Origin of the sequence: Actinotalea sp. (assembly GCF_041597215.1) — a bacterium.
Classification (GTDB): domain Bacteria; phylum Actinomycetota; class Actinomycetes; order Actinomycetales; family Cellulomonadaceae; genus Actinotalea.
Genome location: NZ_JBFHHB010000013.1, coordinates 1 through 24,849, shown reverse-complemented (window position 1 = coordinate 24,849; position 24,849 = coordinate 1). Strand labels below are relative to the sequence as shown.

Annotated in this window: 24 protein-coding genes; 10 read left to right on the top strand and 14 right to left on the bottom strand. The window is 71.4% G+C overall.

The window, feature by feature from the left end; translation table 11 throughout:
- Positions 1-71: 71 nt before the first annotated feature.
- On the top strand, positions 72-1,100 hold the full coding sequence (locus tag ABWK99_RS02320; protein ID WP_372593078.1) for a LacI family DNA-binding transcriptional regulator: 1,029 nt from the start codon (positions 72-74) through the stop codon (positions 1,098-1,100).
- Positions 1,101-1,181: 81 nt separating this feature from the next.
- Positions 1,182-1,904: a DUF4191 domain-containing protein gene (locus ABWK99_RS02315; protein WP_372593077.1), complete on the top strand. Its 723-nt coding sequence runs from the start codon at positions 1,182-1,184 to the stop codon at positions 1,902-1,904.
- 16 nt (positions 1,905-1,920) lie between these two features.
- Here the strand turns inward: ABWK99_RS02315 and ABWK99_RS02310 are convergent, their stop codons facing one another.
- Positions 1,921-2,337: an RDD family protein gene (locus tag ABWK99_RS02310; RefSeq protein ID WP_372593076.1), complete on the bottom strand. Its 417-nt coding sequence runs from the start codon at positions 2,335-2,337 to the stop codon at positions 1,921-1,923.
- Between the two features lie 268 nt (positions 2,338-2,605).
- Here ABWK99_RS02310 and glnA point away from each other — a divergent pair, with 268 nt between their 5' ends.
- Both glnA and ABWK99_RS02300 read left to right on the top strand, forming a co-directional pair.
- Positions 2,606-4,030 (top strand): type I glutamate--ammonia ligase, encoded by a 1,425-nt coding sequence (glnA, locus tag ABWK99_RS02305; RefSeq protein WP_372593075.1) that lies wholly within the window; start codon positions 2,606-2,608, stop codon positions 4,028-4,030.
- Positions 4,031-4,195: 165 nt separating this feature from the next.
- On the top strand, positions 4,196-5,275 hold the full coding sequence (locus tag ABWK99_RS02300; RefSeq protein WP_372593074.1) for a LacI family DNA-binding transcriptional regulator: 1,080 nt from the start codon (positions 4,196-4,198) through the stop codon (positions 5,273-5,275).
- 70 nt (positions 5,276-5,345) lie between these two features.
- On the opposite strand, the gene ABWK99_RS02295 is transcribed toward ABWK99_RS02300, so the two are convergent.
- From ABWK99_RS02295 to ABWK99_RS02265, 7 genes are all read right to left on the bottom strand, one after another.
- On the bottom strand, positions 5,346-6,719 hold the full coding sequence (locus tag ABWK99_RS02295) for a mannitol dehydrogenase family protein (protein WP_372593073.1): 1,374 nt from the start codon (positions 6,717-6,719) through the stop codon (positions 5,346-5,348).
- On the bottom strand, positions 6,716-8,137 hold the full coding sequence (gene uxaC, locus ABWK99_RS02290) for a glucuronate isomerase (RefSeq protein ID WP_372593072.1): 1,422 nt from the start codon (positions 8,135-8,137) through the stop codon (positions 6,716-6,718). Before uxaC ends, ABWK99_RS02295 begins: the two co-directional genes overlap by 4 nt.
- 199 nt (positions 8,138-8,336) lie before the next feature.
- Entirely contained in the window at positions 8,337-9,512 is a 1,176-nt protein-coding gene (gene uxuA / locus ABWK99_RS02285) for a mannonate dehydratase (RefSeq protein WP_372593071.1), read from the bottom strand.
- Positions 9,513-9,582: 70 nt separating this feature from the next.
- Entirely contained in the window at positions 9,583-10,815 is a 1,233-nt protein-coding gene (locus ABWK99_RS02280; RefSeq protein ID WP_372593070.1) for an AGE family epimerase/isomerase, read from the bottom strand.
- Positions 10,816-10,948: 133 nt separating this feature from the next.
- Positions 10,949-12,262, bottom strand: a complete 1,314-nt coding sequence (locus tag ABWK99_RS02275) for a TRAP transporter large permease (protein WP_372593069.1) — start codon at positions 12,260-12,262, stop codon at positions 10,949-10,951.
- 3 nt (positions 12,263-12,265) lie between these two features.
- Entirely contained in the window at positions 12,266-12,814 is a 549-nt protein-coding gene (locus tag ABWK99_RS02270) for a TRAP transporter small permease (protein ID WP_372593068.1), read from the bottom strand.
- Positions 12,815-12,876: 62 nt separating this feature from the next.
- Positions 12,877-13,890, bottom strand: coding sequence for a TRAP transporter substrate-binding protein (locus ABWK99_RS02265; protein ID WP_372593067.1), 1,014 nt, complete (start codon positions 13,888-13,890; stop codon positions 12,877-12,879).
- Positions 13,891-14,248: 358 nt separating this feature from the next.
- On the opposite strand from ABWK99_RS02265, the gene ABWK99_RS02260 reads away from it, so the two are divergent.
- Together ABWK99_RS02260 and ABWK99_RS02255 are read left to right on the top strand one after the other, a co-directional pair.
- Complete coding sequence (locus tag ABWK99_RS02260; RefSeq protein ID WP_372593066.1) at positions 14,249-15,841, top strand: molybdopterin-dependent oxidoreductase; 1,593 nt, start codon at positions 14,249-14,251, stop codon at positions 15,839-15,841.
- Positions 15,842-16,025: 184 nt separating this feature from the next.
- Complete coding sequence (locus ABWK99_RS02255) at positions 16,026-16,325, top strand: hypothetical protein (RefSeq protein WP_372593065.1); 300 nt, start codon at positions 16,026-16,028, stop codon at positions 16,323-16,325.
- A gap of 2 nt (positions 16,326-16,327) precedes the next feature.
- Here ABWK99_RS02255 and ABWK99_RS02250 read toward each other — a convergent pair whose 3' ends face one another.
- The 6 genes from ABWK99_RS02250 to acpS are packed head-to-tail and all read right to left on the bottom strand — an operon-like array spanning position 16,328 to position 22,090.
- Positions 16,328-16,579: an acyl carrier protein gene (locus tag ABWK99_RS02250; RefSeq protein ID WP_372593064.1), complete on the bottom strand. Its 252-nt coding sequence runs from the start codon at positions 16,577-16,579 to the stop codon at positions 16,328-16,330.
- Positions 16,579-17,853, bottom strand: a complete 1,275-nt coding sequence (locus tag ABWK99_RS02245; RefSeq protein WP_372593063.1) for a dihydrolipoamide acetyltransferase family protein — start codon at positions 17,851-17,853, stop codon at positions 16,579-16,581. The genes ABWK99_RS02250 and ABWK99_RS02245 overlap by 1 nt, the downstream gene beginning before the upstream one ends.
- Positions 17,846-18,847, bottom strand: a complete 1,002-nt coding sequence (locus ABWK99_RS02240; protein WP_372593062.1) for an alpha-ketoacid dehydrogenase subunit beta — start codon at positions 18,845-18,847, stop codon at positions 17,846-17,848. Before ABWK99_RS02240 ends, ABWK99_RS02245 begins: the two co-directional genes overlap by 8 nt.
- Positions 18,844-19,842: a pyruvate dehydrogenase (acetyl-transferring) E1 component subunit alpha gene (pdhA, locus tag ABWK99_RS02235; RefSeq protein ID WP_372593061.1), complete on the bottom strand. Its 999-nt coding sequence runs from the start codon at positions 19,840-19,842 to the stop codon at positions 18,844-18,846. The genes ABWK99_RS02240 and pdhA overlap by 4 nt, the downstream gene beginning before the upstream one ends.
- Positions 19,839-21,623, bottom strand: coding sequence for an acetate--CoA ligase (acsA, locus tag ABWK99_RS02230; protein WP_372593060.1), 1,785 nt, complete (start codon positions 21,621-21,623; stop codon positions 19,839-19,841). Before acsA ends, pdhA begins: the two co-directional genes overlap by 4 nt.
- On the bottom strand, positions 21,620-22,090 hold the full coding sequence (gene acpS / locus ABWK99_RS02225; RefSeq protein WP_372593059.1) for a holo-ACP synthase: 471 nt from the start codon (positions 22,088-22,090) through the stop codon (positions 21,620-21,622). The genes acsA and acpS overlap by 4 nt, the downstream gene beginning before the upstream one ends.
- 190 nt (positions 22,091-22,280) lie before the next feature.
- On the opposite strand from acpS, the gene ABWK99_RS02220 reads away from it, so the two are divergent.
- The 4 genes from ABWK99_RS02220 to ABWK99_RS02205 form a co-directional block, all read left to right on the top strand.
- On the top strand, positions 22,281-22,655 hold the full coding sequence (locus ABWK99_RS02220) for a hypothetical protein (protein WP_372593058.1): 375 nt from the start codon (positions 22,281-22,283) through the stop codon (positions 22,653-22,655).
- 67 nt (positions 22,656-22,722) lie between these two features.
- Positions 22,723-23,409, top strand: coding sequence for a response regulator (locus ABWK99_RS02215; protein WP_372593057.1), 687 nt, complete (start codon positions 22,723-22,725; stop codon positions 23,407-23,409).
- Entirely contained in the window at positions 23,406-24,587 is a 1,182-nt protein-coding gene (locus ABWK99_RS02210) for a sensor histidine kinase (RefSeq protein ID WP_372593056.1), read from the top strand. Before ABWK99_RS02215 ends, ABWK99_RS02210 begins: the two co-directional genes overlap by 4 nt.
- 4 nt (positions 24,588-24,591) lie before the next feature.
- Positions 24,592-24,849 (top strand): CoA-binding protein (locus tag ABWK99_RS02205; RefSeq protein WP_372593055.1); only part of this gene is annotated, 258 nt, incomplete at its 3' end.

The following is a 24,849-nucleotide window of genomic DNA, read 5'->3' as shown; positions in this document are numbered from 1 at the left end:
GTCGTCGAGTAATCTGTGAACGTGCACACACTGGCAGGGCGACGACCGGACGTCAAGCCCACCGCAGCGATATGGTGACCGACGTGCCACCCCCCGACCGCCGGTCCCGCGCGACAGTGCACGACGTCGCCGCGGCCGCGGGCGTCTCACGGGGCACGGTCAGCCGCGTGCTCAACGGCGGGTACGTCTCCCCCGAGTCGAGATCCGCCATCGAGTCGGCCATCAAGAAGGTCGGCTACGTCCCCAACACCGCTGCACGCAACCTCGTGCGCCGCAGGACCCAGGCGATCGCCTTCCTCGCGCACGAGCCCCACTCCCTGTTCCTCAACGACCCGAACATCGGCAACGTGATGCTCGGCGCCAACGAGGCGCTCTCGCTCGCGGACTACCAGATGGTCTGCCTGGTGATCGACTCCGCCCGGGACACCGAACGGGTCAGCCGGTACCTCGCGGGGGGCTTCGTCGACGGGGCGATCATCGTCTCCGCCCGCTCCCACGACCCGATCACCGAGGTCGTGACGCGACTGGGCCTGCCGACGACCTTCGTCGGGCACCCTCCTGAGCTGCGGGACATGCCCTACGTCGGGATCGACAACCTCGCCTCTGCCCGCGCCATCACCGAGCGACTGCTCGCCACCGGACGTCGCAAGGTCGGGATGATCGCCGCCGCCCTGGACAGGGACTCCGGCGCCGACCGGCTGGAGGGCTTCAAGCTGGCCCTCGGCGAGCGCTTCGACGAACGGCTCGTGGCCGAGGTCCCGCTGTACGAGTACGGGCTCGGGGTCAGCGGGATGGAGGAGCTCCTCCGTCGCGAACCCTCGATCGACGGCGTCTTCGCAGCGTCGGACGCCGTCGCCGCGGGTGCGATGGAGGCGCTCAGGGCGGCCGGCCGCTCGGTCCCCCGGGACGTCGGCATCGTCGGCTTCGACGACAGCTCCTTCGCTCGCCGCAGCCGGCCGGCGCTCTCCACCGTCCACCAGCCGGCCAAGGGACTGGGCCGGCGCGCCGCGGAGGTGGTCCTCGCCCAGCTGCGCGGCGAGCAGGTCGAGCGCTCGGGAATCCTGCTCAAGAGCCCGGTCGTCTGGCGCGACTCCGCCTGAGCCCGGCCTGATCGCCCCGCTGCCGGGACGCGACATCGGGTCCGGCAGAGGCGGCACGGTCTCCCAGTAGACTCCTGCCCCATGGCCCGTGATCGCTCGTCCTCCCCCACGCCCTCCGGGGGCAAGCCCGCCAAGGTGCGCAAGACCCGCTGGTACCACCAGGTGTGGCAGGCGTACCAGATGACCCGCCGGGCCGATCCGGCCGTGACCTGGTGGCTCCTGGCCAGCTTCGTCGGCGTGCTGGCGCTCGCCCTGGTCATCGGCCTGATCACCGGCCAGGTCGTCTACCTGCTCGTCCTCGGCCTGCCGTTCGCCGCGCTCGCCGCCATGTTCCTCCTCGCGCGCCGCGCCGAGACGGCGGCCTACCGGCAGATCGAGGGGCAGCCGGGAGCCTCGCTGTCGGCGTTGCGCACCATCCGCCGCGGCTGGGACTTCCCCGAGGAGCCCGCTGCCATCGACCCGCGCACCCAGGACCTCGTGTTCCGTGGCGTCGGCAGGGCCGGGATCGTCCTGGTGGGCGAGGGGACCTCCGGCCGCGTCGACCGGCTGCTCGAGTCGGAGCGCAAGAAGCTCAACCGCATCCTGCCGAACGTGCCGGTCACGTTGATGCAGGTGGGCGACGGGCCCGACAAGGTCGCCCTGCGCAAGCTCCCTCGCTCGGTCCAGCGCCTGCGCAACACGCTCACCAAGCAGGAGGTCGCCGAGGTCTCCAAGCGCCTTCGCGCACTCGGCGGCCCGCGTCTGCCCGTCCCGAAGGGCATCGACCCGACGCGCGCACGCCCCGACCGCAAGGGCATGCGCTGAGGGTTCCCGCCAGTCGTCAGCGCCGCACGATCACCGTGCGGGCCGCGACGTCGTGCAGCCCTCGTCCGTCCCGGTCCCAGACCACCGCCGGGATGACGAGCGCCAGGAGTGCCGTCCGCACGGCCGCCGCCACCGGACCGGGAGGACCGTCGGCGGCAGCGCGCTGAGCTGCGCCCTGCTGCGGGGCACCCGCACCGGGGCCCGCGGGGATCGCGACGAGTCGCGCGACGCGCAGGCCGAGCAGTCGGTGCCCCACCGAGTGCCCGAGAAGGCCGACGAGCAGGATCGTCGAGACGACGAAGACGAGCAGGGTCGCGGTGGGCTCGGCCCCGAGGAACCGGGGGCCGATCGCCTCCGGATCGGGCCAGAACACCGACGCGACGGCCATGCTCAGCACCCAGTCGACGACGAGCGCGACCGCGCGACGGCCCATGGGCGCCGAGGATCCCGGTCCGGAGGCGGGGCGCCGGTATCCGGTCTCCTGTCCCGAGGCGCTCCCCCCGGGAGTACCCTCCAGCCAGGCCCCGAAGTCCTCCCGTCGTGGTGACATCGGACCAGCGTACGCAGGGAACGGCTGACCCGCCGTCCCCGCTCCTGCGGTCCGAAACCCTGCCGAAACACGAGGTACATCGAAGGGAAACGGCTGGGGCCTAGCGTCGCTGTCGACGCCGACCCATCGCCGTGCCAAGGGAGAACACCGGATGTTCAGTTCCGCTGACGAGGTCATCGCCTTCATCAAGGAGGAGGATGTCAAGTTCGTCGATGTCCGCTTCTGCGACCTGCCTGGCGTGATGCAGCACTTCAACGTCCCCGCCTCGACGGTGGACGCCGCCTTCTTCACCGACGGCCAGATGTTCGACGGTTCGTCGATCCGCGGCTTCCAGGCGATCCACGAGTCGGACATGAAGCTTCTCGCCGACATCAAGACCGCCTACCTCGACCCGTTCCGCACCGAGAAGACGCTGAACGTGACGATGTCGATCGTCGACCCGTACACCGACGAGCCCTACAGCCGCGACCCCCGCCAGGTGGCTGCGAAGGCCGAGGCGTACCTCAAGTCGACCGGGATCGCCGACACGGCCTTCTTCGCCCCCGAGGCCGAGTTCTACATCTTCGACGACATCCGGTTCTTCACGAGCCAGTCGGAGAGCTACTACCACATCGACTCCATCGAGGCCGCGTGGAACACGGGCCGCAAGGAGGACGGTGGCAACCTCGGCCACAAGACCCCCTACAAGGGCGGCTACTTCCCGGTCCCCCCGGTCGACCACTTCGCCGACCTGCGCGACAAGATCTGCGTCGAGCTGGACAAGCTCGGCCTCGAGGTCGAGCGCTCGCACCACGAGGTCGGCACCGCCGGCCAGGCGGAGATCAACTACCGCTTCGACTCGCTCGCCGTCTCGGCGGACAAGGTCATGCTCTTCAAGTACGTCGTGAAGAACGTCGTCCACGAGAGCGGCCGCACGGTCACCTTCATGCCGAAGCCCCTGTTCGGCGACAACGGCTCCGGCATGCACTGCCACCAGTCGCTCTGGAAGGACGGCGAGCCGCTCTTCTACGACGAGAAGGGCTACGGCGGCCTGTCCGACATGGCGCGCTGGTACATCGGCGGCCTGCTCAAGCACGCCCCCTCGCTGCTCGCCTTCACCAACCCGACGGTGAACAGCTACCACCGCCTGGTCCCCGGCTACGAGGCACCGGTCAACCTGGTCTACTCGGCCCGCAACCGCTCCGCCTGCGTGCGCATCCCGGTCACCGGCTCGAACCCCAAGGCCAAGCGCATCGAGTTCCGCGTGCCCGACCCGTCGTCCAACCCGTACCTGGCCTTCGCCGCCATGCTGATGGCGGGCCTGGACGGCATCAAGAACAAGATCGAGCCGCCGGAGCCGGTCGACAAGGACCTGTACGAGCTGCCCCCCGAGGAGCACGCCGCCATCCAGCAGGTCCCGGCCTCGCTGGGTGAGGCCCTCGACGCGCTCGAGGCCGACCACGACTACCTCTCCGAGGGCGGCGTCTTCACGCCCGACCTCATCGAGACGTGGATCGAGTACAAGCGGACCCACGAGATCGACCCGATCCGGCTGCGCCCGCACCCGCACGAGTTCGAGCTCTACTACGACTGCTGAGGTCGAGAGCATCCGTTCCTGAAGCCCTGATCCGCGGAGCCCCCCACCACCCACGGGTGGTGGGGGGCTCCGTCGTCGGCACGAGGTGCGTCTGCGCAGGTCACGAGCGGGTCCGGTGGTCCCGTCCCGGCAGTCGCGGGACTCGGCAGCGGTAGACTCGCGGCCGTGGACCACGCCGAGGAGGACGCGCAGCCCGAGCGGCGCCAGCCCACGATCTACGACGTCGCGGCGGCCGCAGGGGTGGCACCCTCCACCGTCTCGCGAGCCTTCTCCCGGCCCGGACGGGTCAATGCCGAGACCGCCGAGCGCATCCAGGTGATCGCGGCCGAGATGGGCTACCGGGTCAACCCCATGGCCCGAGCGCTCCCGACGGGTCGCACCTCGCTGCTGGCCCTGGTCGTCTCCGACGTGACGAACCCCTTCTTCTTCGAGATCATCCGGGGGGTCGAGGCGGCTGCCGCCGAGGCCGGCTACGTGATCCTGCTGGTGAACACCGACGAGTCGTCCAAGGACGAGCGGACCGCGATCGACCGGGCGATCCCGTTGGTCGACGCGATCCTGCTGGCGAACTCGCGGATGTCGGACAACGCCATCCGGATGATCGCCAAGCAGCGGCCCACCGTCGTGCTCAACCGCCAGATGACGGACGTGCCCAGCCTCGTGGTCGACAACGCACGCGGGATGCGCCGCGCCGTCGAGCACCTCGGCACGCTGGGGCACCGGGTGGTGACCTACGTCGCGGGTCCCGAGGCCTCCTGGGCGGACGGGATGCGCTGGCGGTCGATCCGCGAGGCGGCGTTCGAGCTCGACATGACGGCCCGACGCATCGGACCGTACGCGCCGACGGTGGAGGGCGGGCTCGCCGCCCTCGTCGACTTCGCCGAGAAGCCGACGACGGCCGTCGTCACCTACAACGACCTGCTGGCGATCGGGCTGATGCGTGGGCTCACGCAGCACGGCTTCGAGGTTCCGGGCGATGTCAGCGTGATCGGGGTCGACAACATCTTCGGGTCCGACTTCTGCACCCCACCGCTGACGACCGTCGCCTCCCCGCTCCGTCTCCTGGGAGAGGTCGCGGTCAGGACCGTGCTCGAGGCGACGAGGCAGGCGCGGCTCATGCCCGGCCGCTCACGAGCCACCAGGGACCCGATCCGCCCGGCGATGGTCACGACCGAGCTGCTCGTCCGGGAGTCGACCGGGCCGCGCCGGACACCGCGCACCCGCGACGCGGCGCCCCGCGCCTGAGGACGGACGCAGCATCGGCCGCGTCGTGCGAGCACGACACGGCCGATGCGCTCCGTCCGTCCGGAACCGGTCAGTTCCGGTCGAGCTCGCCCGCCTGGGCGGTGACGGCGTCCACCAGCGCGTCGTTCGCGGCGAGCTCCGGGTCGAGCTCGGTGAGGACGGCGTGCACCGCCTCCCGCAGGGGTCCGACCGCGAGCGGGACGAAGGTCTCCGCCCGCCCGTCGGTCACGGCGGCACCGTTCCCGCGCAGGTGGCAGACCCAGGCCGCGAGGGGTCGGGTGGCACCGGCGGGCATCCGACCTGCGGCGATCTCCCGGCGCAGGGTCGGCAGGATCCGGATCGGGAGCTTCTGCGACCCGTCGGCGGCGATCTGGTCCAGCCGGTGGTGGATCTGCGGGTTCGCGAAGCGCTCGACCAGGGCGGCAGCGTAGGCGGCGTTGTCACCGGCCGGCTGGGGCAGGTACGGGATGGCCGTGGACCACCACTCCTGCAGCCAGGTCCGGCAGGTCTCGTCGCGCATGGCGTCCGCGACGGTCACGTGGCCGCGGATCGAGCCCGCGTAGGCGAGGATCGAGTGGGCGCCGTTGAGCAGCCAGAGCTTGCGGTCCTCGAAGGGGTCGACGTCGTCGGTGAACGTCGCACCTGCGTCCTCCCACCGCGGACGGTCGGCCACGAAGGTGCCACAGATCACCCACTCGTAGAACGGCTCCGTGACGACGACGGCGCGATCGTTCACGCCCGTCGCGCGCTGGGCACCCTCGATGTCCTCGGCCGTCGGACGGGGAGTGATCCGGTCCACCATCGTCGTGACGAACGAGACGGTGTCAGCGATCCACGCTGCGAGCTCCGGGTCGAGCAGCGCCGCGAAGTCGGTGACGACGCGCTCGATGGCGGCGCCGTTGCTGGGGAGGTTGTCGCAGGGGACGACCGTGAGCGCTCCCGCACCAGCCGCCTTTCGGGCCGCGAGACCCGCGACGATCTTCGCCGGCGCGGTCGCGACCGGGGACGTCAGGTCGGCGCGCAGGGCCGCGAGGTCGGCGACGATCTCCGGCCGCTCGACGTCGAGCCCCCCGTCGGGCCCACGCACGTAGCCGGCCTCGGTGACCGTCGTCGTCAGGACGTGGACCTGAGGGTCGGCGAAGTAGGCGAGCCAGGCCGCGTGGTCAGCGGCGGAGTGCACCTTGACCACGCTGCTGACCACCTCGTGGTGGTCGCCGTCGGCGTTGCGGGTGACGAGCGTGTACAGCCCGTCCTGCTCGTTGAGCGCCACGGCCAACGCGTCCGAGTGCTCGTCGGACCGTCCCGTGAACGCCGCGATGCCCCAGTCGTCCGCCTCGGGGGCGTGGGTCGTGAACCACGCCTGGTGCGCCCGGAAGAAGTTCCCCAGGCCGAGGTGGACATGACGCACCGGGGGTGCGGGCGTGGTGCGGGCGAGTTCCCTCATAGCTGGAAGACCTCCTGCGGCCGACCACTGACGAGGTCGATGGCCGCTTCCGTTGCGTCGTCCTCGTCGAGACGGTGTTCTGCGACGAGCTGGGCGAGATGGCCGCTGTCGAGGCGGCGGGACATGTCATGGCGTGCCGGGATGGAGCAGAAGGCACGGGTGTCGTCGATGAAGCCGGAGGTGCGCGAGAAGCCGACGGTCTCGGTGACCGCCGTACGCCAGCGGCGCACCCCGTCCGGGGCGTCGAAGAACCACCAGGGCGCACCGACGTACACGGAGGGGTAGAAGCCCGCGAGCGGCGCGATGTCGCGAGAGAACGCGGTCTCGTCGAGGCTGAAGAGCACGAGCTTCAGTCGCGGGTGCGTCCCGAACCGCTCCAGCAGGGGTCGCAGCGGGTCGGTGAAGTCACCGCGCAGCGGCAGGTCGTGCCCGGTGTCCGCGCCGAAGCGTGCGGAGGTCGGGCCGTGGTGGCCGCGACGCACCCCGATGTGCATGGCCATCGTCAGGCCGTCCTCGGTGGACATCCTGGCCATCTCGAGCACCATGTGCCGACGCAGGGCCGTGGCCTCGTCGCTCGTCACGGTGCCGGCGAGGGCCGAGCGGTAGATGCGCTCGGCCTCCTCGCTCTCGAGCGGGGCCGTCCCGGCGTCGGCGTGCGAGTGGTCCGTCGCGGTGGCTCCGTGGGAGATGAAGTACCGCCGCCGGTCCTCCATCGCGCTGACCCAACCGGTATAGCTGCCGGTGTCGATCCCGCTGACCTCGCCCAGTCGCTGCACGGCCTCGATCCACCCCGCAGCGAAGGGCTCGAGGTAGCGGTCGGGGCGGAAGGTCGGCACGACCCGGCCCGTCCAGGTCGGGTCGGCGACCAGTGCCGCGTGCACGGACAGGTCGTCGCACGGGTCGTCGGTCGTCGCGAGCACAGAGATCTTGAACCGGTCGAAGAGCGCGCGCGGCCGGTAGTCGCTCTGGGTCAGCCGGCCGGCGATCTGGTCGTAGATCGCATCGGCGGTGGCTGCCGAGGGACGGACGGAGACACCGAAGATGTCGACCAGCTCGGACTCGAGCCAGTACCGCACCGGCGTCCCGCGGTAGGCGGACCAGTGCGAGCAGAGCAGTCGCCACGCCTCCCGGGCCGCGGGCTCCGAGAGCAGGCCCTGGCCGACCCCGAGGGCCTCGAGCGGCACGCCGGAGGCGTGCAGGAGCCGGGTCACGTAGTGGTCAGGGCTGACGAACAGCTGGGCCGGATCGGCGAACGGCACGTCGTCGAGCAGGATCCGCGGGTCGACGTGACCGTGCGGGGAGATGATCGGGAGCTCGCGCACCGCCTCGTAGAGCCTGCGGGCGATGCTGCGGACGGTCGGGTCCACCGGGAGGAGCCGGTCCGGGTGCAGGGCGAGGGTCGCGGGTGTGCTCGGCATGACTCGATCGTCTCGATCCGTCGACGGGTCTGCAACCGGTTGCCGCGGTTTGTCGCTGGGGCCGTCGGGACACCGTCGGAGCGCCGCCCGGCGCGTGGTCCGGGTCGTCGCGCCAGGCACCACCGGGAATGCGGACGGGCGCGGCAACCGGTTCGAGAACCGGCTGCCGCGCCCGTCGTGACCGCGTCGGGATGTGGCCTCAGGGAAGGAGGCGGTTCACCGCGACTTCGAGCCCACGGGCCTCGGCGAGGCCCTTGAGGCGCCCGATGAGCGAGTAGCCCGGGTTGCTGGTGCGGTGCTGGTCGTCGAGGATCTGGTGTCCGTGGTCGGGGCGCATCGAGATGCGGGGCCCGCCCTCGACGGCCCGGCGGCGCTCCTCGGTGACGAGCGTGGAGACCACACCCACCATGTCGACATCGCCCTTGACGTGGACGCCCTCGTGGAAGCTGCGGGGGTCCTCCTCGCGGACGGTCGACCGCAGGTGGGTGAAGTAGATCCTCGAGGCGAACTCGGTACCCATCGCGACGAGGTCGTTGTCGGCACGCACGCCGTAGGACCCGACGCAGAACGTCAGCCCGTTCGACGGGCTCGGCGCGGCAGCGAGCAGCGCCCGGGCGTCGTCCTGGGTCGAGACGACCCGGGGCAGGCCCAGCAGCGGCCGGGGCGGGTCGTCCGGGTGGATCGCCATCCGGACGCCGACCTCCTCGGCCACCGGGATGACGGCCCGCAGGAAGTACGCGAGGTTCTCGCGCAGCGCCTCGGCGTCGATGCCGTCGTAGCTCGCGAGCATCTCGCGCAGCGTGTCGAGCGTGTAGCCCTCCTCCGAACCGGGGAGGCCGGCGATGATGTTCCGCACCAGCTGCTCACGGCCCTCCTCGCTCAGCGCGTCGAGGTAGGCGCGAGCAGCAGCCGTGTCGGCCTCGTCGTACTCGGCCGCTGCACCGGGGCGCTCGAGCAGGAAGAGGTCGAACGCCGCGAACGCGACGTGGTCGAACCGCAGTGCCCAACCCCCGTCGGGAAGGACGTGCCGCAGATCGGTGCGGGTCCAGTCCAGGATCGGCATGAAGTTGTAGCAGACCACGTCGATCCCGCAGGTGGCCAGGTTCCGCACCGACTGCTGGTACGCCGCGATCCACGTGTCCCGCAGCGGGCCGCCCCGCTTGATGTCCTCGTGCACCGGGATGGACTCCACGATCGACCACGTGAGGCCGGAGTCCTCGATCATCTTCTTGCGATCCGCGATCGCCTCGACCGTCCACACCTCGCCGTTCGGCACCTCGTGCAGCGCCGTGACGACTCCCGTCGCACCGGTCTGCTTCACGTCAGCCAACGTGATCGAGTCGTTGGGGCCGAACCATCTCCACGTCTGTTCCATGACAGCAATTAGCGGGTACGGCCCACCCGGCGGCAAGCGGTTGCCACCGTTTGCCGCCGGGGCCGTGCGATCAGCCCTCCGAGGCCCTGCGCAGCCCGCGCGCGACGCCCGGGTCGACCGGGATCCGCGGGATGAGGGTGGCCTGGAGAGCGTGGTAGACGTCGGCCTTCCCCTTCTTGATCACGCTCGAGGGACGGTCCTGCGCATCCAGCTCGTGGTGCCAGGAGCCGTCGACCTCGTCGACCAGACGGGCCTTCGTGTAGTCCCACCACTCCTGGAAGGACGTCGCGTAACGGCTCTCCCCCGTCACCGCGTGCAGGGTCGCCGCTGCGGCCGTCGCCTCGGCGACCACCCAGTGCAGCCGGTTGCGCACCGCGGGCCGGCCCTCCCAGTCGACGGTGTAGACGAAGCCGTCCCGCCCGTCGACGCTCCAGCCCTCGACCACGGCCTTGTCGAAGAGGCTGACAGCGGCCTCCCGCAACCACGGCTCCGGCAGCTGTCCCGCCTCCACCTGGGCGGCCTCGACCAGGAGCAGCAGCCGCGCCCACTCGAACCAGTGCCCGATGGTCGAACCGTAGGGCTTGAACGGGTCGTCCCGGCGCTCGCTGTTGTAGTCCAGGATCGGAGCCCACTGCACGTCGAAGTGCTCCGGCAGCCGCCAGTCCTGAGCGCGGGCGGCCTCGACGGCACGGCTCGCCAGGCGAACGCAGCGCTCGAGCAGGACGGGGTCGCCGGTCGCCGAGAACGCGGCGAGGTAGGCCTCGAGCATGTGCATGTTGGCGTTGAGCCCGCGGTAGGCCAGCGGCTCCCGGTACGCCCGGTCCCACTGCTCGCTGACCGCGCCGAACTCCTCGTCCCAGTAGTGCCGGTCGATCGAGGCGAGCGCCTCCTCGAGGAGCTCCGCGGCCCCCGGCCTGTCGGCGATCGAGGCCGAGGCACCTGCCAGCACGACGAAGCTCTGCGGGTAGGAGGCCTTGCGGTCGTCGAGCGGCCGGGAGTGCTCGTCCAGCGAGGTGAACCACCCGCCGTGCTCCGGGTCGGCGAAGCGCTCGCGCAGGGCGGCGAGGCCGTGGTCGACGAGCGCCTCGGCTCCGGGGACGCCGAGCAGCGTCCCGAGCGCCCAGACATGGGTCATGCGACCGGTCACGTAGAGGTACTGGGGCTCGCCGGGTGTCGTGCGCCCCTTCGTGTCGAGCCAGCCGAAGCCCCCGTCGGGGACGACGGCCGCACGCGCGAAGTCGAGCAGGCGCAGGGACTCGGCCTCGAGCCACGCGGTGTGGGCAGGTGACGACAAGGAGGACATCGGTTCTCGCAATCATGAGGCCCGGGCGTGGCCGGGGAGAGGGTCGGCAGGAGCACGGCCGCAGACGCCGATGATCGACGAAAGCCCACGTCTCCGCTGGAGGGCGGAGCCGTGGGCTTCCGGTCGGGACCTGTCAGGTCGGCGCCATGAGTCCCATCTGGATGGGCAGCCACGTGCTGAGCGCCGGAAGGAACGCGGTGATGAGCAGAGCGACCGCCAGGCCGAAGAAGAACGGCAGGAGTCGGCGGATCACCGGCTCCACCCGTAGTCCGGCGATCATCGACCCGACGAACAGGACGTTGCCGACCGGTGGGGTGATCACGCCCAGGCAGAAGGCGAAGGTGATCACCGTTCCGAAGTGGATGGGGCTCAGGCCGAAGGTGATCCACAGCGGCAGGAAGATCGGCGTGAAGATGAGGATCGCCGGGACGGGATCCATGAACATCCCCACGACCAGCAGGATCACCAGCATGAGGAGGGTGATGACGAACTGGTTGTCCGAGAGACCCAGGAGGCCGTCGGCCACCAGCTGCGGGATCCGGGCGAACGACAGGACCCAGGAGAGCAGACCAGAGACGCCCACCAGGAGCATGACGATCGCCGTCGTCCGTGCCGCCGCGAGGAGGATCTTCGGGAGGTCGGCGACCTTGACGGTGCGGTACGCGAAGCCCAGCACGAGGCAGTACACGACGGCGATCGCCGAGGACTCCGTCGCGGTGAACTGGCCCGTGAGGATCCCGCCGATGACGATGACGATCATCAGCATCGAGGGGAACGCACGCCACAGGACGAGCAGACCCTGGCCGAACGAGACGTGTGCCGTCGCCACGTTCCCGCCGAAGCGACGGGAGCCGATGAATGCCACGACCATGACGACGACGGTCCACAGCAGGCCCGGGCCGACACCGGCCATGAACAGCGCCGCGATCGACGTGCTCGAGGCCAGCGAGTACACGATGAGCGTGTTCGACGGCGGGATGAGCATCCCGGCGGGTGCGGACGCGACGTTGACCGCTGCGGAGAACGGCCGGTTGTAGCCCTCCTTGACCATCCGCGGAGTCATCACCGAGCCGACGGCGGCCGCTGCCGCCACGGCTGCACCGGAGACCGCCCCGAACATGGCGTTCGCGACGACGTTCGTCTGCGCGAGGGAGCTCGGCATCTTGCCGACCATGACCTTGGCGGCGTCGACGAGTCTGCCTGCGATACCGCCGGAGTTCATCAGCACGCCCGCGAGGACGAAGAACGGGATCGCGAGCAGGGTGAAGTTGTTGACGGCGGTGAAGACGCGCTGCGGGGAGGCGATCAGGGCGCTGTCGAAGCCGACAAGGGTCACGATCGCGACGAGCGAGGGCAGGCCGATCGACACGGCGATCGGGAAGCCGAGCGCGATGCACCCGAAGATGCCGATGAGGAGGATCAGCCCGACAAGACTGGCGGTGTCCATGGACTAGGCCTCCTTGCTGGTGTCGGACGACGGGCCCTCGTCGAGGGTGTCGGTGGTGGGCGGAGCGATCACCGGGACGTCCTCGGCGACCAGCAGGTCCCGGGGAGTGGCGCTGGTGAGCGCCTCCACGAGGTGCAGCACCGAGTACCAGATGATCAGGGCGCCGCTGATCGGCATGACGAGGAACATCGGGCCGACGGTCAGCGGAAGGGCGGAGAGGGACTGGGTCCACGCCTGCTCGACGTACCGGAGCCCGCCCCAGACGAAGACGACCGCGATGAACCCGCTGATCGCGAGCTGCGCCAGGATCAGCGCCACCCGCAGCCACCGGTTCGGCAGCTTGCGGACGAGGAAGTCCATGGCGATATGTCCTCGCTCCGAGAAGACGAGGGCGGCCCCGAAAAATCCGAGCCAGACGAACACGTAGCGAGCGAGCTCTTCCGACCACACACTCGGGTTCTGGAGCACCTGGCGGGCGATGACCTGCCAGACGACCGTGAGCACGAGGGCGGCGAACAGGACGATGCACGCGATCGAGATGACTCTGTCCAAGGACCGGCTGAACGTTCGTGCCGATCCGAGCCAGGCTGGCTCGGACTTCTCGGGGCCGTTGCTCACTTGGCCAGTGCCTTCGCGTCGTCGTAGAGCTTCTGCTGGACGTCGTTCGTGATGGTCTCAGCAGCGAGCGGCGCAAGGGCCTCGGCGAAGGCGGCGTTGTCCGGGATCGTGAAGGTCACGCCGGAGGCCTCGGCAGCGGCGATCGCGTCCTCGATCGACTGGTCCCACAGCTCCATGTACTCGACGAGGGTGGCGTCCCACTCGGCGCGGAAGAGCTCCTTGTCCTCGTCCGACATCGACGCCAGCAGGTCGGTGTTGATGACCAGGTAGTCGGAGTTGATGAGGTGGTTCGTGTAGGAGTAGTACTTCGCGACCTCGTTGTGCTTCTGGGTCGTGTAGGACGGCTCGGCGTTCTCGGCACCGTCGATCACGCCGGACTGCAGCGCGGTGTAGACCTCGCCGAACGCCATCGGGGTGGCGGTGGCACCCATGAGCTCGATCATCCGAACCATGGTGTCGGTCTCCTGGACCCGGATCTTCATCCCGGCGAGGTCGGCCGGGGTCATGATCGGACCCTCCTTGGTGTACACACCACGCATGCCGGCGGTGAATCCACCGATGACGGTGATGTTCTGGTCCTCGAGCGAGGAGTAGAGGTCACCGGTGATCTCCTCGTCGTTCACGACGGCCATCTCGTGCTCGTCGCTCTCGAAGACACCGGGAAGGTTGAAGACGACGAAGTCCTTGTTGAGGTTCTCGAGCTGCGGCCCGGCGACGATGGCCAGGTCGACGGCGCCGTCGGAGACCAGCTGCAGGGCCTCTGCCTGCGCGCCGAGCTGCTCGTTGGCGTACACGTCGATCGCCCAGCGACCGTCGGTCGCGGCGTCGAGCCGCTCGCCGAAGCTGTTGAGCGCGATGGTCGACGGGTAGTCCTCGGTCTGGTTGATCGCCAGACGGAGGGTCCGGGACTCGCCCGAACCGGAGTCGGCGGAGTCGCTGCCGCTGCAGCCGGCGAGCACGAGGGCGGCACTACCGGCGAGCGCCGCGAGGACGATGGGAGTTCTGCGCATGAGGGATGACTTCCTGTTGGGCTCTGCCTTGAGCTCTGGGTGGGGCGGTCCCGGTCTTCAGTGACACTCGGCTCCGGGAAGCCGTCGCTCTCCATGCTCGTCAGCACGACCCGGGACATGCAATCGGTTGCCACCAGTTGCACCGGACACTCGGGCCCGGTCACGATCGACCGGGCGGGCGGCCGGACAGGGCGACGGGTGCCAGCGACGATAGACCCTTGACGAGCGACCAATCCGCGGGGCGTCGGCCCGCGAACACCAGGCACATGCGGCACCGGGTCCCGACCAGACGCGGTGACGGTCGACCCTGAGGCCCGCGCCCCGACCGTGGGAATGCAGCACGAGGCACTGGAGGACCATGAACCCGCTCGACGACGCGCCGTCCCCGGCCCGGCAGCGCCGCGGGGCGGCCCTCTCCGGTGTGCTCGCGGCCGGGCTGACCCTCGGGGTCGCGCATCTGGTGGCCGCGATCGTCGACCCGCCGGCCAGCCCGCTCCCCGCGCTGGGCGACGCGTTCATCGACCTCACCCCGGAGTGGCTGAAGGAGGCGGCGATCGCCGCCTTCGGTCTCAACGACAAGCTGGCACTCGGAGTCGGCATGGCGGTGGTGATCCTGGCCGTCGCGGCTCTGACCGGGATCGTCGCCCAGCGACGCCTGCCCGCCGGGCAGCTCGTCGTCGTGCTGCTCGGTGCGGTGGCTGGCCTCGCAGCGGTGACGCGCCCGCAGACGGGATCCCTCGCCGCCGTCCCCAGCGTCGTCGGAGCCGTCGCGGGCATGCTCGCACTCCAGGCACTGGTCACCCGCCTCGCGCCGCCGGCGCGCTCCGCCACGGGTCGCACGGCGGTCGGTCCCGGTGACGAGCGCCCGTCCACAGCCGCCGGGGCGAGCCGACGGACCTTCCTGCGCACCGCGATGGCCGTCGGCGTCGGTACCGCCCTCAGCACTGCGGCGGGCAGCATCGTCTCCGGGGCCCGCAGCACGGCCACGGCCGTCCGCAGGATCCTCCTGCCGACCGCCGCGCGCCCGGCTCCCCCCGTCCCGCTCGACGCCCAGTCACCCGTCGCCGGGGTCGTCGACGTGGTGACGGCCACCGAGGACTTCTACCGGATCGACACGGCCTTCACCGTGCCGCAGATCGACGCGAACAGCTGGGAGCTGCGGGTGCACGGACTCGTCGATCGCGAGATCCGGCTCACCTTCGACGACCTGCTCGCACGCGACCTCGTGGAGAGCTACGTGACGCTCACCTGCGTGTCGAACCCGATCGGCGGGAGCCTTGCCGGGAACGCGAAGTGGCTGGGGCTCCCGGTGCGGGAGGTCCTGGCGATGGCGGGCCCCCAGGCCGGTGCGGACATGGTGCTCTCCCGCAGCGCCGACGGATTCACGGCCTCGACCCCCCTCGAGGCGCTCACCGACGACCGCGACGCCCTGCTCGCCGTCGGCATGAACGGCGAGCCGCTCCCCGCCAGGCACGGCTCCCCCGTCCGGATGGTCGTCCCGGGCCTGTACGGCTACGTCTCGGCGACGAAGTGGGTGGTGGACCTCGAGGTCACCCGCTTCGCCGACGCCCAGGCGTACTGGACCGTCCGGGGCTGGTCCGAACGCGGCCCGATCAAGACCGCCTCACGGATCGAGGTGCCTGCTGCCGGCAGCAGCGTCCCGGCAGGTCCCGTCGACGTCGGCGGCACGGCATGGGCCCAGCACACCGGGATCGTCGGCGTGGAGGTCCAGGTCGACGACGGGCCGTGGGAGCAGGCGACCCTCGGCGGTGAGATCTCCATCGACACCTGGCGGCAGTGGTCCTGGCGCTGGCCCGAGGCCACCCCCGGTCGCCACACGCTGCGCGTGCGCGCCGCCGACGCCGAGAACGGCGTGCAGACGCAGGAGGAGCGACCGGTGGTCCCCGACGGGGCGACCGGTTGGCACGAGGTGGCGGTCACCGTCCGGTAGACGGCGAGCGGGCACGCCGTCCCTGGGCCGGCTCAGGACGGTTCGGGCGCAGCCTTGAAGCGGGGCCCGATCGGGAATCCCGCTGCTCCAGGGTGCATCCACGGACGGCACAGCGGCCGTAGAAGGGATGCAGGACGGTCACGCACTGCCGCTGGGCCGTCGCCACACCGATCAAGGAGGACCGATGTTCAAGAAGATCGCCGTCGTCGCCGGTGCCGTCGCCCTGACCGCTGGACTCGCCGCTGCTCCCGCAGCCGCTGCTCCGAAGAACGCCGGTGCCGCTTGTGTCCAGGCCGGGATCGGCACGCTCAAGGACCTCGGCCTCCTGCAGGCGGCCGCGCAGAAGTCGATCGACTACTCGACCCTCGCCGACCCGGTCGCCGGTCCCATCTTCGCCGACCTCCCCGAGGGCTCCTTCCTGTCCCTCGGCCAGGTCGTCACGCTGCACACGACGAGTCCCGAGCTGTTCGCCTGGTGCAGCTGACGTCACGAGCTGCCGGCGGTCCGGGCGAGGTAGTCCACGCAGCCGTCGACGGTGACGATCTGACGGTAGTCCTTCTCCGGGATCTCGACCCCGGTCGCCTGGAAGAGGCCGATGGCCAGGTTGAGGATGTCCATCGAGTCCAGGTCGAACTGCTCGCGCAGGTCCTCGCCAGGGTCGACGTCGGACACGTCGACCTCGGGTGCGACCTCGCCGAGAACCCGGAGCACCGTCTCGCGGAGCCGGCCGTCGTCCATCACAGATCCTCCGGTCGTTGCAGCAGTCGGTCGAGCGCGGTGAGGAAGAGCGCCCCGATGTGCCCGTCGGTGACGCGGTGGTCGGCGGCGAGGCTCGCGGTGAGGACCGGCCGCACGCCCAGCAGGCCGTCGACCGCCCAGGCCCGGTCCCTGATCCGGCCGAAGCCGACGATCGCGACCTGCGGCGGGTAGATCACCGGGAGCACGGCGTCCACGCCCTGGTCGCCGAGGCTGGTGACCGTGACGGTCGGGTCGGACATCTCCGAGGAGCGCAGCCGACCGGAGCGCGCCCGCGCGACGAGGTCACGCAGCGCGGCCATCAGCTCGGGCAGGCTCCTGGTGTCCGCGTCGTGGATCGCCGGCGCGACCAAACCGCCGCCGCGCAGCGCGACCGCCATCCCCAGGTGGATCGCGTCGGACCGGTGGAAGGCCTCCCCCTCCCACAGACCGTTGAGGTCGGGGCTCTCCCGCAGTGCCAGTGCGGTCGCCTTGAGCAGCAGCACGGCAGGCAGCAGGCGCTCGGTCACCGGGACGGAGACGTTGTGCTCGGTGAGCCAGCCGACCGCTCGCGACATGTCGATGTCGGACGAGAGGTAGTAGTGCGGGATCTCGCGCTTGGACCGGGCCATCGACGCGGCGACGGCACGCCGCAGCGCCGCCTGGCGGTCGGCCCCGGAGAGCGGCGCGGCCGCGGCCTCCGGGGTCCCGCGTGCCAGGTCGGGCGACGGCGCGACCACCGTCTGCGAGGGCGCGACCGACTCCTCCGACGGTGCGGGCACCGCGTCCGCTGCGTCCCTCGCGGCGGCGTGACGCTCGACGTCGGCTGTCGTCACGGCGCCGTCGGGGCCGGTACCGGTCACGTCGGCGAGGTCGACGCCGAGGGCCTTCGCGTGACGGCGCGCCAGCGGCGAGGCGCGGTGGTGCGCCTGCCCCGGCGGCCCCGCACCGACGGAGGCCGGCGGCGACGGGGGCGCCTCGGCGGCGGCCGTCTCCACGGGCGCCACTCCCCCGGCCGCAGGGGCCGATCCCGGCGCGGAGTCGTCCTCGCGGATCCTCGCCAGCGGCGTCCCGACCGGGACCCGTGTGCCCACCTCGACGAGGAGCTCCTCCACCGTCCCGGTCGTGAACGTCTCGACGTCGATCACGGACTTGTCCGTGTCCACCTCGGCGACCACGTCGCCCTTCGCGACGTGGTCACCCACCGCCATGTGCCAGGCGATCAGGGTGCCGAACTCCATGTCGGCGCCGAGAGCCGGCATCCGGAACTCAGCCATCGCCCCTCACCAGCCCCCGCGCGACCGCGACGATCGTCTCCGGCTGAGGAATGGCCGCCTGCTCCAGGTGCTGGGCGAAGGGAATGGGCACCTCGGCCGCGCACACCCGGGCGACCGGCGCCTCGAGCTCGTAGAAGGCGCCTTCCATGATCCGGGCCGACACCTCGGCCGCGAGGCTCCCGCTGCGCCAGCCCTCGTCGACGACGAGCGCGCGGTGCGTGCGGGCCACCGTGCCCAGGATCGCCGCGCCGTCGAGCGGACGCAGCGTGCGCAGGTCCAGCACCTCGGCCGAGATCCCCTCCTCCTCGAGCGTCTCGGCGGCGAGCATGGCGCGCGGCACCGAGCCTCCGTAGGTGATCAGGCTCAGGTCCTCACCGTGGCGCCGCACGGCGGCATGGTCGATCTCGACCGGCCCGGCGTTCGCGGGAAGCGGCCCGGAGACGGGGTACATCGCACCGTTCTCGAAGATCAGCACCGGGTCCGGGTCCTGGAGGGCCGTCCAGAGCATGCCGCGCGCGTCCTCGAGCGTCCCGGGGGCCAGCACCCGGATGCCCGGGATGTGGGCGTACCAGCCCTCGAGGCTGTGCGAGTGCTGGGCAGCGAGCTGTCGGCCGGCGCCGGTCGTCATCCGGATGACCACCGGCACGTTGATCTGCCCACCCGACATGTGCAGCATCGACGCGGCGTTGTTCATGATCTGGTCCAGCGCGAGCAGGCTGAAGTTGACCGTCATGACCTCGACGATCGGCCGCATCCCGTTCATCGCGGCCCCGATGCCTGCCCCGACGAACCCCGACTCCGACAGCGGCGTGTCACGGACCCGCTCGGGCCCGAACTCCTCGAGCAGGCCCTTGCTCACCCCGAAGCAGCCGCCGTAGCGACCCACGTCCTCCCCCATGAGGAAGGTTGCGTCGTCGCGGATCAGCGCGTCCCGGATCCCCTCGCGGTAGGCGTCGCGGAACGTCGTCTCGCGCACCCCTGTGGCCGTGGTCATGGCACGTCCCTCCGGTAGACGAAGCGGGTGAGGTCCTCGACGGGCTCCAGCGTCCCGGCCTCGGCGAAGGCGACGGCCTCGTCGACCTCGGCCTCGACCTCGCGCTCCATCGCGTCGCGGCCGGCGTCGCTGAGCAGGCCGTCCTCGCGCAGCCGCCGGGCCAGGGCGTCCAGGGGGTCGCGCGTCTTCCACTCGGCGACCTCCTCCTTGGAGCGGTAGAGCTCGGGGTCGTACATCGAGTGGGCGCGGAAGCGGTAGGTCCGGAACTCCAGGAAGCACGGCCCACCGCCGCCCCGCACCAGCTCGACGGCCTCCCGCGCCGCGTCCGCGCAGGCGAGCACGTCCATGCCGTCGACCGCCCAGGCCGACATCTCGTACGACGACGCCTTGATGGTCAGGTCGGTCTGGGACTCCGACCGGCCGAGCGCCGTGCCCATCGCGTAGAGGTTGTTCTCGCAGCAGAAGAGGACCGGTAGCGACCAGAGCGCCGCGAGGTTCATCGCCTCGTGGAACTCGCCCTCGGCGACCGCCCCCTCGCCGAAGAAGCAGGCCGTCACCACGTCGCGACCGCGCAGCGAGTCCGCGAGCGCCAGCCCGACGGCCAGCGGCAGCCCGCCGGCCACGATGGCGTTGCCGCCGTAGAACCGGGCGTCGGCGTCGAAGAGGTGCATCGACCCGCCGCGCCCGCGGCTGCACCCCTCGACCCGGCCGTACATCTCGGCCATGATCGCCTTCGGGTCGAGCCCCCTGGCCAGGGCGTGCCCGTGCTCCCGGTACGTGGACACGACCGCGTCCTGCGGCCGCAGCGCCTGCATCACGCCCGTCGCGACGGCCTCCTCGCCGATGTACAGGTGCATGAAGCCCCGGATCTTGCTCGCGCTGTAGAGCTCGACGCAGCGCTCCTCGAAGCGGCGGATGCGCAGCATCTCGCGCAGCAGCAGCACCCCGTCCCACTGGTCGAGGCCGCTCCGCCCGGTCGGCAGTGTCGAGGTCATGTCGGGTCCTCTCCCTCGAGGGTGGACAGGTCGCCGATCTCCAGGCCCAGCTCCCGCGCCCTCAGCAGGCGGCGCATGATCTTCCCGCTGCGCGTGTGCGGCAGGTCCTGGACGAAGGACAGCTCACGCGGGGCGACCGCGGCTCCCAGCCGCTTCCGGGCGAAGCCGATGAGCTCGCGCTCGAGTGCTGCGTCCGGGGCGACTCCCCGCGCCGGGACGACGAAGGCCTTGACCATCTCGCCTGCCATCGGGTCGGGCTTGCCGATCACCCCGGCCTCCGCCACCGCCGGGTGCTCCAGCAGGGCGCTCTCGACCTCGAAGGGCCCGATCAGGTGCCCGGAGGACTTGATGACGTCGTCCGACCGCCCGAGGAACCACAGGTACCCGTCGGCGTCCTGCGTCACCAGGTCACCGGTGAGGTACCACCCTCCGGCGAAGCAGCGGCTGTAGCGCTCGTCGTCGTGCAGGTACCCGCGGAACATCGAGGGCCAGCCGGGGCGCAGGGCGAGCTCCCCCTCGGTCCCGGTCGGGGCGACGGCGCCGCTCTCCCCGTCGCGCAGGACGGTGCCGTGCGGACCGCGGCGCATGACGGCGGCCTCCACCCCTGGCAGGGGCAGGCCCATCGACCCGGGCTTGATGTCCGTCGCGATCGTGTTGGCGATCATGATCCCGCCGGTCTCCGTCTGCCACCAGTTGTCGTGGATCGGCAGCCCCAGGACGCTCTCGCCCCAGACGACGGCCTCGGGGTTGAGCGGCTCACCCACGCTGGCGACGAAGCGCAGCGCGCTGAGGTCGGCGGCGCGGGCGGCGTCCTCACCCAGGCGCATGAGCCGACGGATGGCCGTGGGAGCGGTGTACCAGACCGTCACCCGCTCGTCCTGGAGGATCGCGTACCACCGCTCCGCGTCGAACTCGGCCTCGTCGACCACGCTCGTCACGCCATGGGTCAGCGGCGCGATGATCCCGTACGAGGTCCCGGTGACCCAGCCGGGATCGGCCGTGCACCAGTACACGTCGTCCGGATGCAGGTCGAGGGCGAACCGGCCGGTGGCATGGTGCATCACGACGGCCTCGTGGACGTGGACCGCACCCTTGGGCGTCCCCGTCGTCCCGCTGGTGAAGTGCAGAAGGGCGGGGCTCTCCGGGCCGGTCGCCACGACGGGGTGCTCGTCGCTCGCCGCTGCCATGAGCTCCTCGAGGCACCGGGTGCCGGGCGGACGTGGTTCGTCCGCCGCGACGTCGAGGAGCAGCACGTGCTCGAGTCGCGGCAGCGACTCACGGATCCCGGCGATCTTGCGCTCGTAGGCAGCGCGGGTGGTCACCAGCACCCTGCCCTCCCCGATCGCCAGCCGGGCACGGGCCGGCTCCGGGCCGAAGGCCGAGAAGAGGGGGCAGATCACCCCGCCCGCCTTGAGCGTCCCGAGGACGGCGACGTACAGCTCGGGGACCCGCCCGCACAGCGTGAAGACCGCGTCCCCCTGACGCAGGCCGAGCCCGTCCAGGACCCCGGCGAAGCGGTTCGTCCGGCGTGCCAGGTCGAGGTACGTCAGGTCCTCGTGCTCGCCGTGCCTGCCCAGCCACCGGATCGCCACCTTCGAGGCGAGCGGGCCCACCGCATGCCGGTCGACCGCCTCGTACGCGATGTTGAGGCCACCGCCGGGGAGCCCGTCGAGCCACTCCCTCGCCGTCGACCAGGAGAACGCCGCACGATCGAGCTCCGGGCCGAGGTTCGGCGGGACGCGCAGCGTCTGCGGGTCCTTGTGGATCACGGCGTAGCTCATGGGGTCTCCTCTCGGCCGCCGAGGTGCGACGCGCTGGTCCGCGCGATGACGACGGCGACGGCACGGTCCGCGTCATGGCTCAGGCTCACGGCCCAGTCCTCCAGCCCTGCGGCGCGCGCTCGGTCCCGCGCCGCTCCGGTGAGCAGCAGTCCCGGCCCGCCTGCCACACCGGTCCGGACCTCGATCTCCCGCCAGGAGACCTGACCGATCCCGCTGCCCAGGGCCTTGGCGACGGCCTCCTTCGCCGCGAACCGGGCAGCCAGTCGTGCCGTGTCCCCCCGGCAGGTCGCGACCTCGTGCGGGGTGAACACGCGCGCCACGAGGTCGGCCCCGCGGAGCGCGCACAGGTGCTCGAATCGGGTGATGGCCACGACGTCGACGCCGACGGCGAGAGATCCGAACCCGGTTCCGGACCGGATGGGCGCAGCGGGGGCCCCGGAACGCTCGGTGTCCGGCCGGACCAGCATCTCGGCACCTCCTCGAGGAACCGTGCTCTTTCACCGTCCACCTCCCCCGCACATCCGTCAAGCGGGACGGGCGCGGTGCCGCACGGACCCCGCTCGCGGCCTTCATCAAGGCTTCATGCGCCGACCGGTGGGCGCCTCATGCACGAGCGTCAGGCTGGAGGCACAGGCAGGACCCGACGAAGGAGACGAAATGAGCCTCACCAGGACCCTCGGTGCGACAGGGATCGCCCTCGGGCTCACCCTCGCCGGCGCCGGCGTCGCCTCCGCGGCCCAGAGCGCCGACGGGTGGACCCCCCTCCAGTGGGCTCAGCAGTCGGCTACCGGCACGGAGGACGGCGCCGACGACGCCGTGACGACCGGGCCCGAGTCGCGGCCGGCGCGGGGCGAGGGCAACGGACGCGGCTACGGGATGCGCGAGGGCGGCACCGGCGACCCGACCACCTGCCCGTACGCCGACGACGCCACGGCTGACCGGGACCAGGACCGGCTGCGCGAGCGCGACGGGCTCGGGACGCCCGGCGGCGACCGCGAGCAGCACCGGGAGCGGATGCACGCGAGCAGCTGAGAGCCGAGCCGTTGCGGCGAGGACCGGAAGACCGGTCCTCGCCGCTAGCCTGAGCCGAGGAGGGCCGATGCGCACCGTTCTCGTGGTGGACGACGAGCCGCACATCCGTGCGGTGCTGCGCGGCTACCTCGAGGCCGACGGGTACCGCGTCCTGGAGGCCTCCTCCGGGGAGGAGGCCCTCGACCTCCTCCGGCGCGAGAGCCCCGATCTCGTCCTCCTCGACGTCATGCTCCCCGGCGTCGACGGGCTCGAGGTGCTCCGCCGGGTGCGGGCCACGAGCCAGGTCCCGGTCATCCTCGTCACGGCTCGCGCCGAGGAGGTGGACACCCTCATCGGCCTCGCCGTCGGAGCGGACGACTACGTCACCAAGCCGTTCAGCCCACGCGAGGTGACCGCCCGGGTGGGTGTCGTGCTGCGACGCGCCGCAGGGCGCACAGCTCCCGACGGCGCCCTGCACTTCGACGGGCTGAGCATCGACCCCGAGCGGCGCGAGGTCACCGTCGACCAGGTCCCGGTGACGCTGTCGAGTCTCGAGTTCGACCTGCTGGCCACCCTCGCCGGCTCGCCGGGACGGGTCTGGTCCCGTGCCCAGCTGCTGCGCCAGGTCTGGGGCGGCGACTTCTTCGGCGACGAGCGCGTGGTCGACGTGCACATCCGCTCCATCCGCTCCCGGCTGGGCGACGACGTCACCGCGCCCCGCTTCGTCTCGACCGTGCGCGGGGTCGGCTACAAGTTCACCGGGACCCCGCGGTGAAGGCGCGCCTCCCGGTCCGGCTCGCGGTCTCGTACCTGCTGGTCCTCGCCGTCGGCGTGGCAGTGACCTGGGCGAGCGTCCGCCTGCTCGCACCGCAGCTCTTCGACCGGAGCATGGGTCATATGTTCAGTGGCGGGCCCGAGCACGGAGGGTCGGCCGGGCAGGCCGCCACCCGCACCGCACTCCTCGACGCCCTCGACACCTCGCTCGTCGTGGGCGCCGTCATCGCCGCGGTCACCGCGGGCGCGGCAGCGGCATTCGTGACCCGACGACTGGTCACCCCGCTCGACGCCGTGCGGGCGACGACCCGCAGGATCGCGGCCGGGCACTACGACTCCCGCGTCGAGGTACCCGCCGAACCCGAGCTCGCAGCGCTCGCCCAGGACGTCAACACCCTCGCGTCGGCGCTCGCCGAGACCGAGACCCGGCGCGTCCGGCTGCTCGGCGAGGTCGCGCACGAGATGCGCACCCCGCTGACCGCAGCAGAGGGCTACGTCGAGGGAATGGTCGACGGTGTCTTCGCCCCCGACGACGCGACCCTGGCCGCTGTCGCCGAGGAGCTGCGCCGGCTGCGGCGGCTGGCCGAGGACCTCTCGGCTCTCTCTCGCGCGCAGGAGGGCAGGACCGAGCTGCGCGTCGTGCCGACGGACCTCACCCCCCTGGTCGCGCGGGTCGGGGCCCGGCTCGCCCCTCAGTTCGACGACGCCGGGGTGCGCCTGCGGGTCCATCCCGCGCCGGCGATCACCGTCCGGGTCGATCCCGACCGCATCTCCCAGATCCTCACCAACCTCCTGGGCAATGCGCTGGTCGCCTGCTCGGGCGGCCCCGCAGGCACCGGCACCGTGGACCTGCGGGTCGGCCGGCAGGGCACGACGGCCGTCGTCGAGGTGTCCGACACCGGGGTGGGCCTGGCACCGGAGGACCTCGAGCGGGTGTTCGAGCGCTTCTACCGGGCCCCGGGGGGTGCGGCTCGTCGCTCCGACGGCTCCGGTATCGGCCTGACGATCGCCAGGGGCCTGGCGCGCGACCACGGCGGGGACCTGACGGCCATGTCTCCCGGGCCCGGTTCCGGGGCGACCTTCCGCCTCACGCTCCCGGTCGCCGACGAGTCGACGGTGCCGGCCACCCCCACCGCTCCGTCCGAGGTGCAGGTCCCAGGCCCGGATGTGCTTCGCTGAGGCCATGAGCAGCACAGCGCCCACCTCCGACGAGGTCCTCACCTCCCTGCTGGCCACCCCCGCGCGCGGGGCGGTCGTCGGGCTCTCCACGAACACCGCGCGCGCCGCGTACGGTGTCGCGGCCTACCTCCAGTCGCTCGGCCACACGACGGTGCCCGTTCACCCGGCGGCCCAGACGGTCCACGGCGAGCAGGGCTACACCTCGCTGACCCAGGTGCCCGGGAGCATCGACGTCGTCGACGTGTTCGTCGCGAGCCATCGC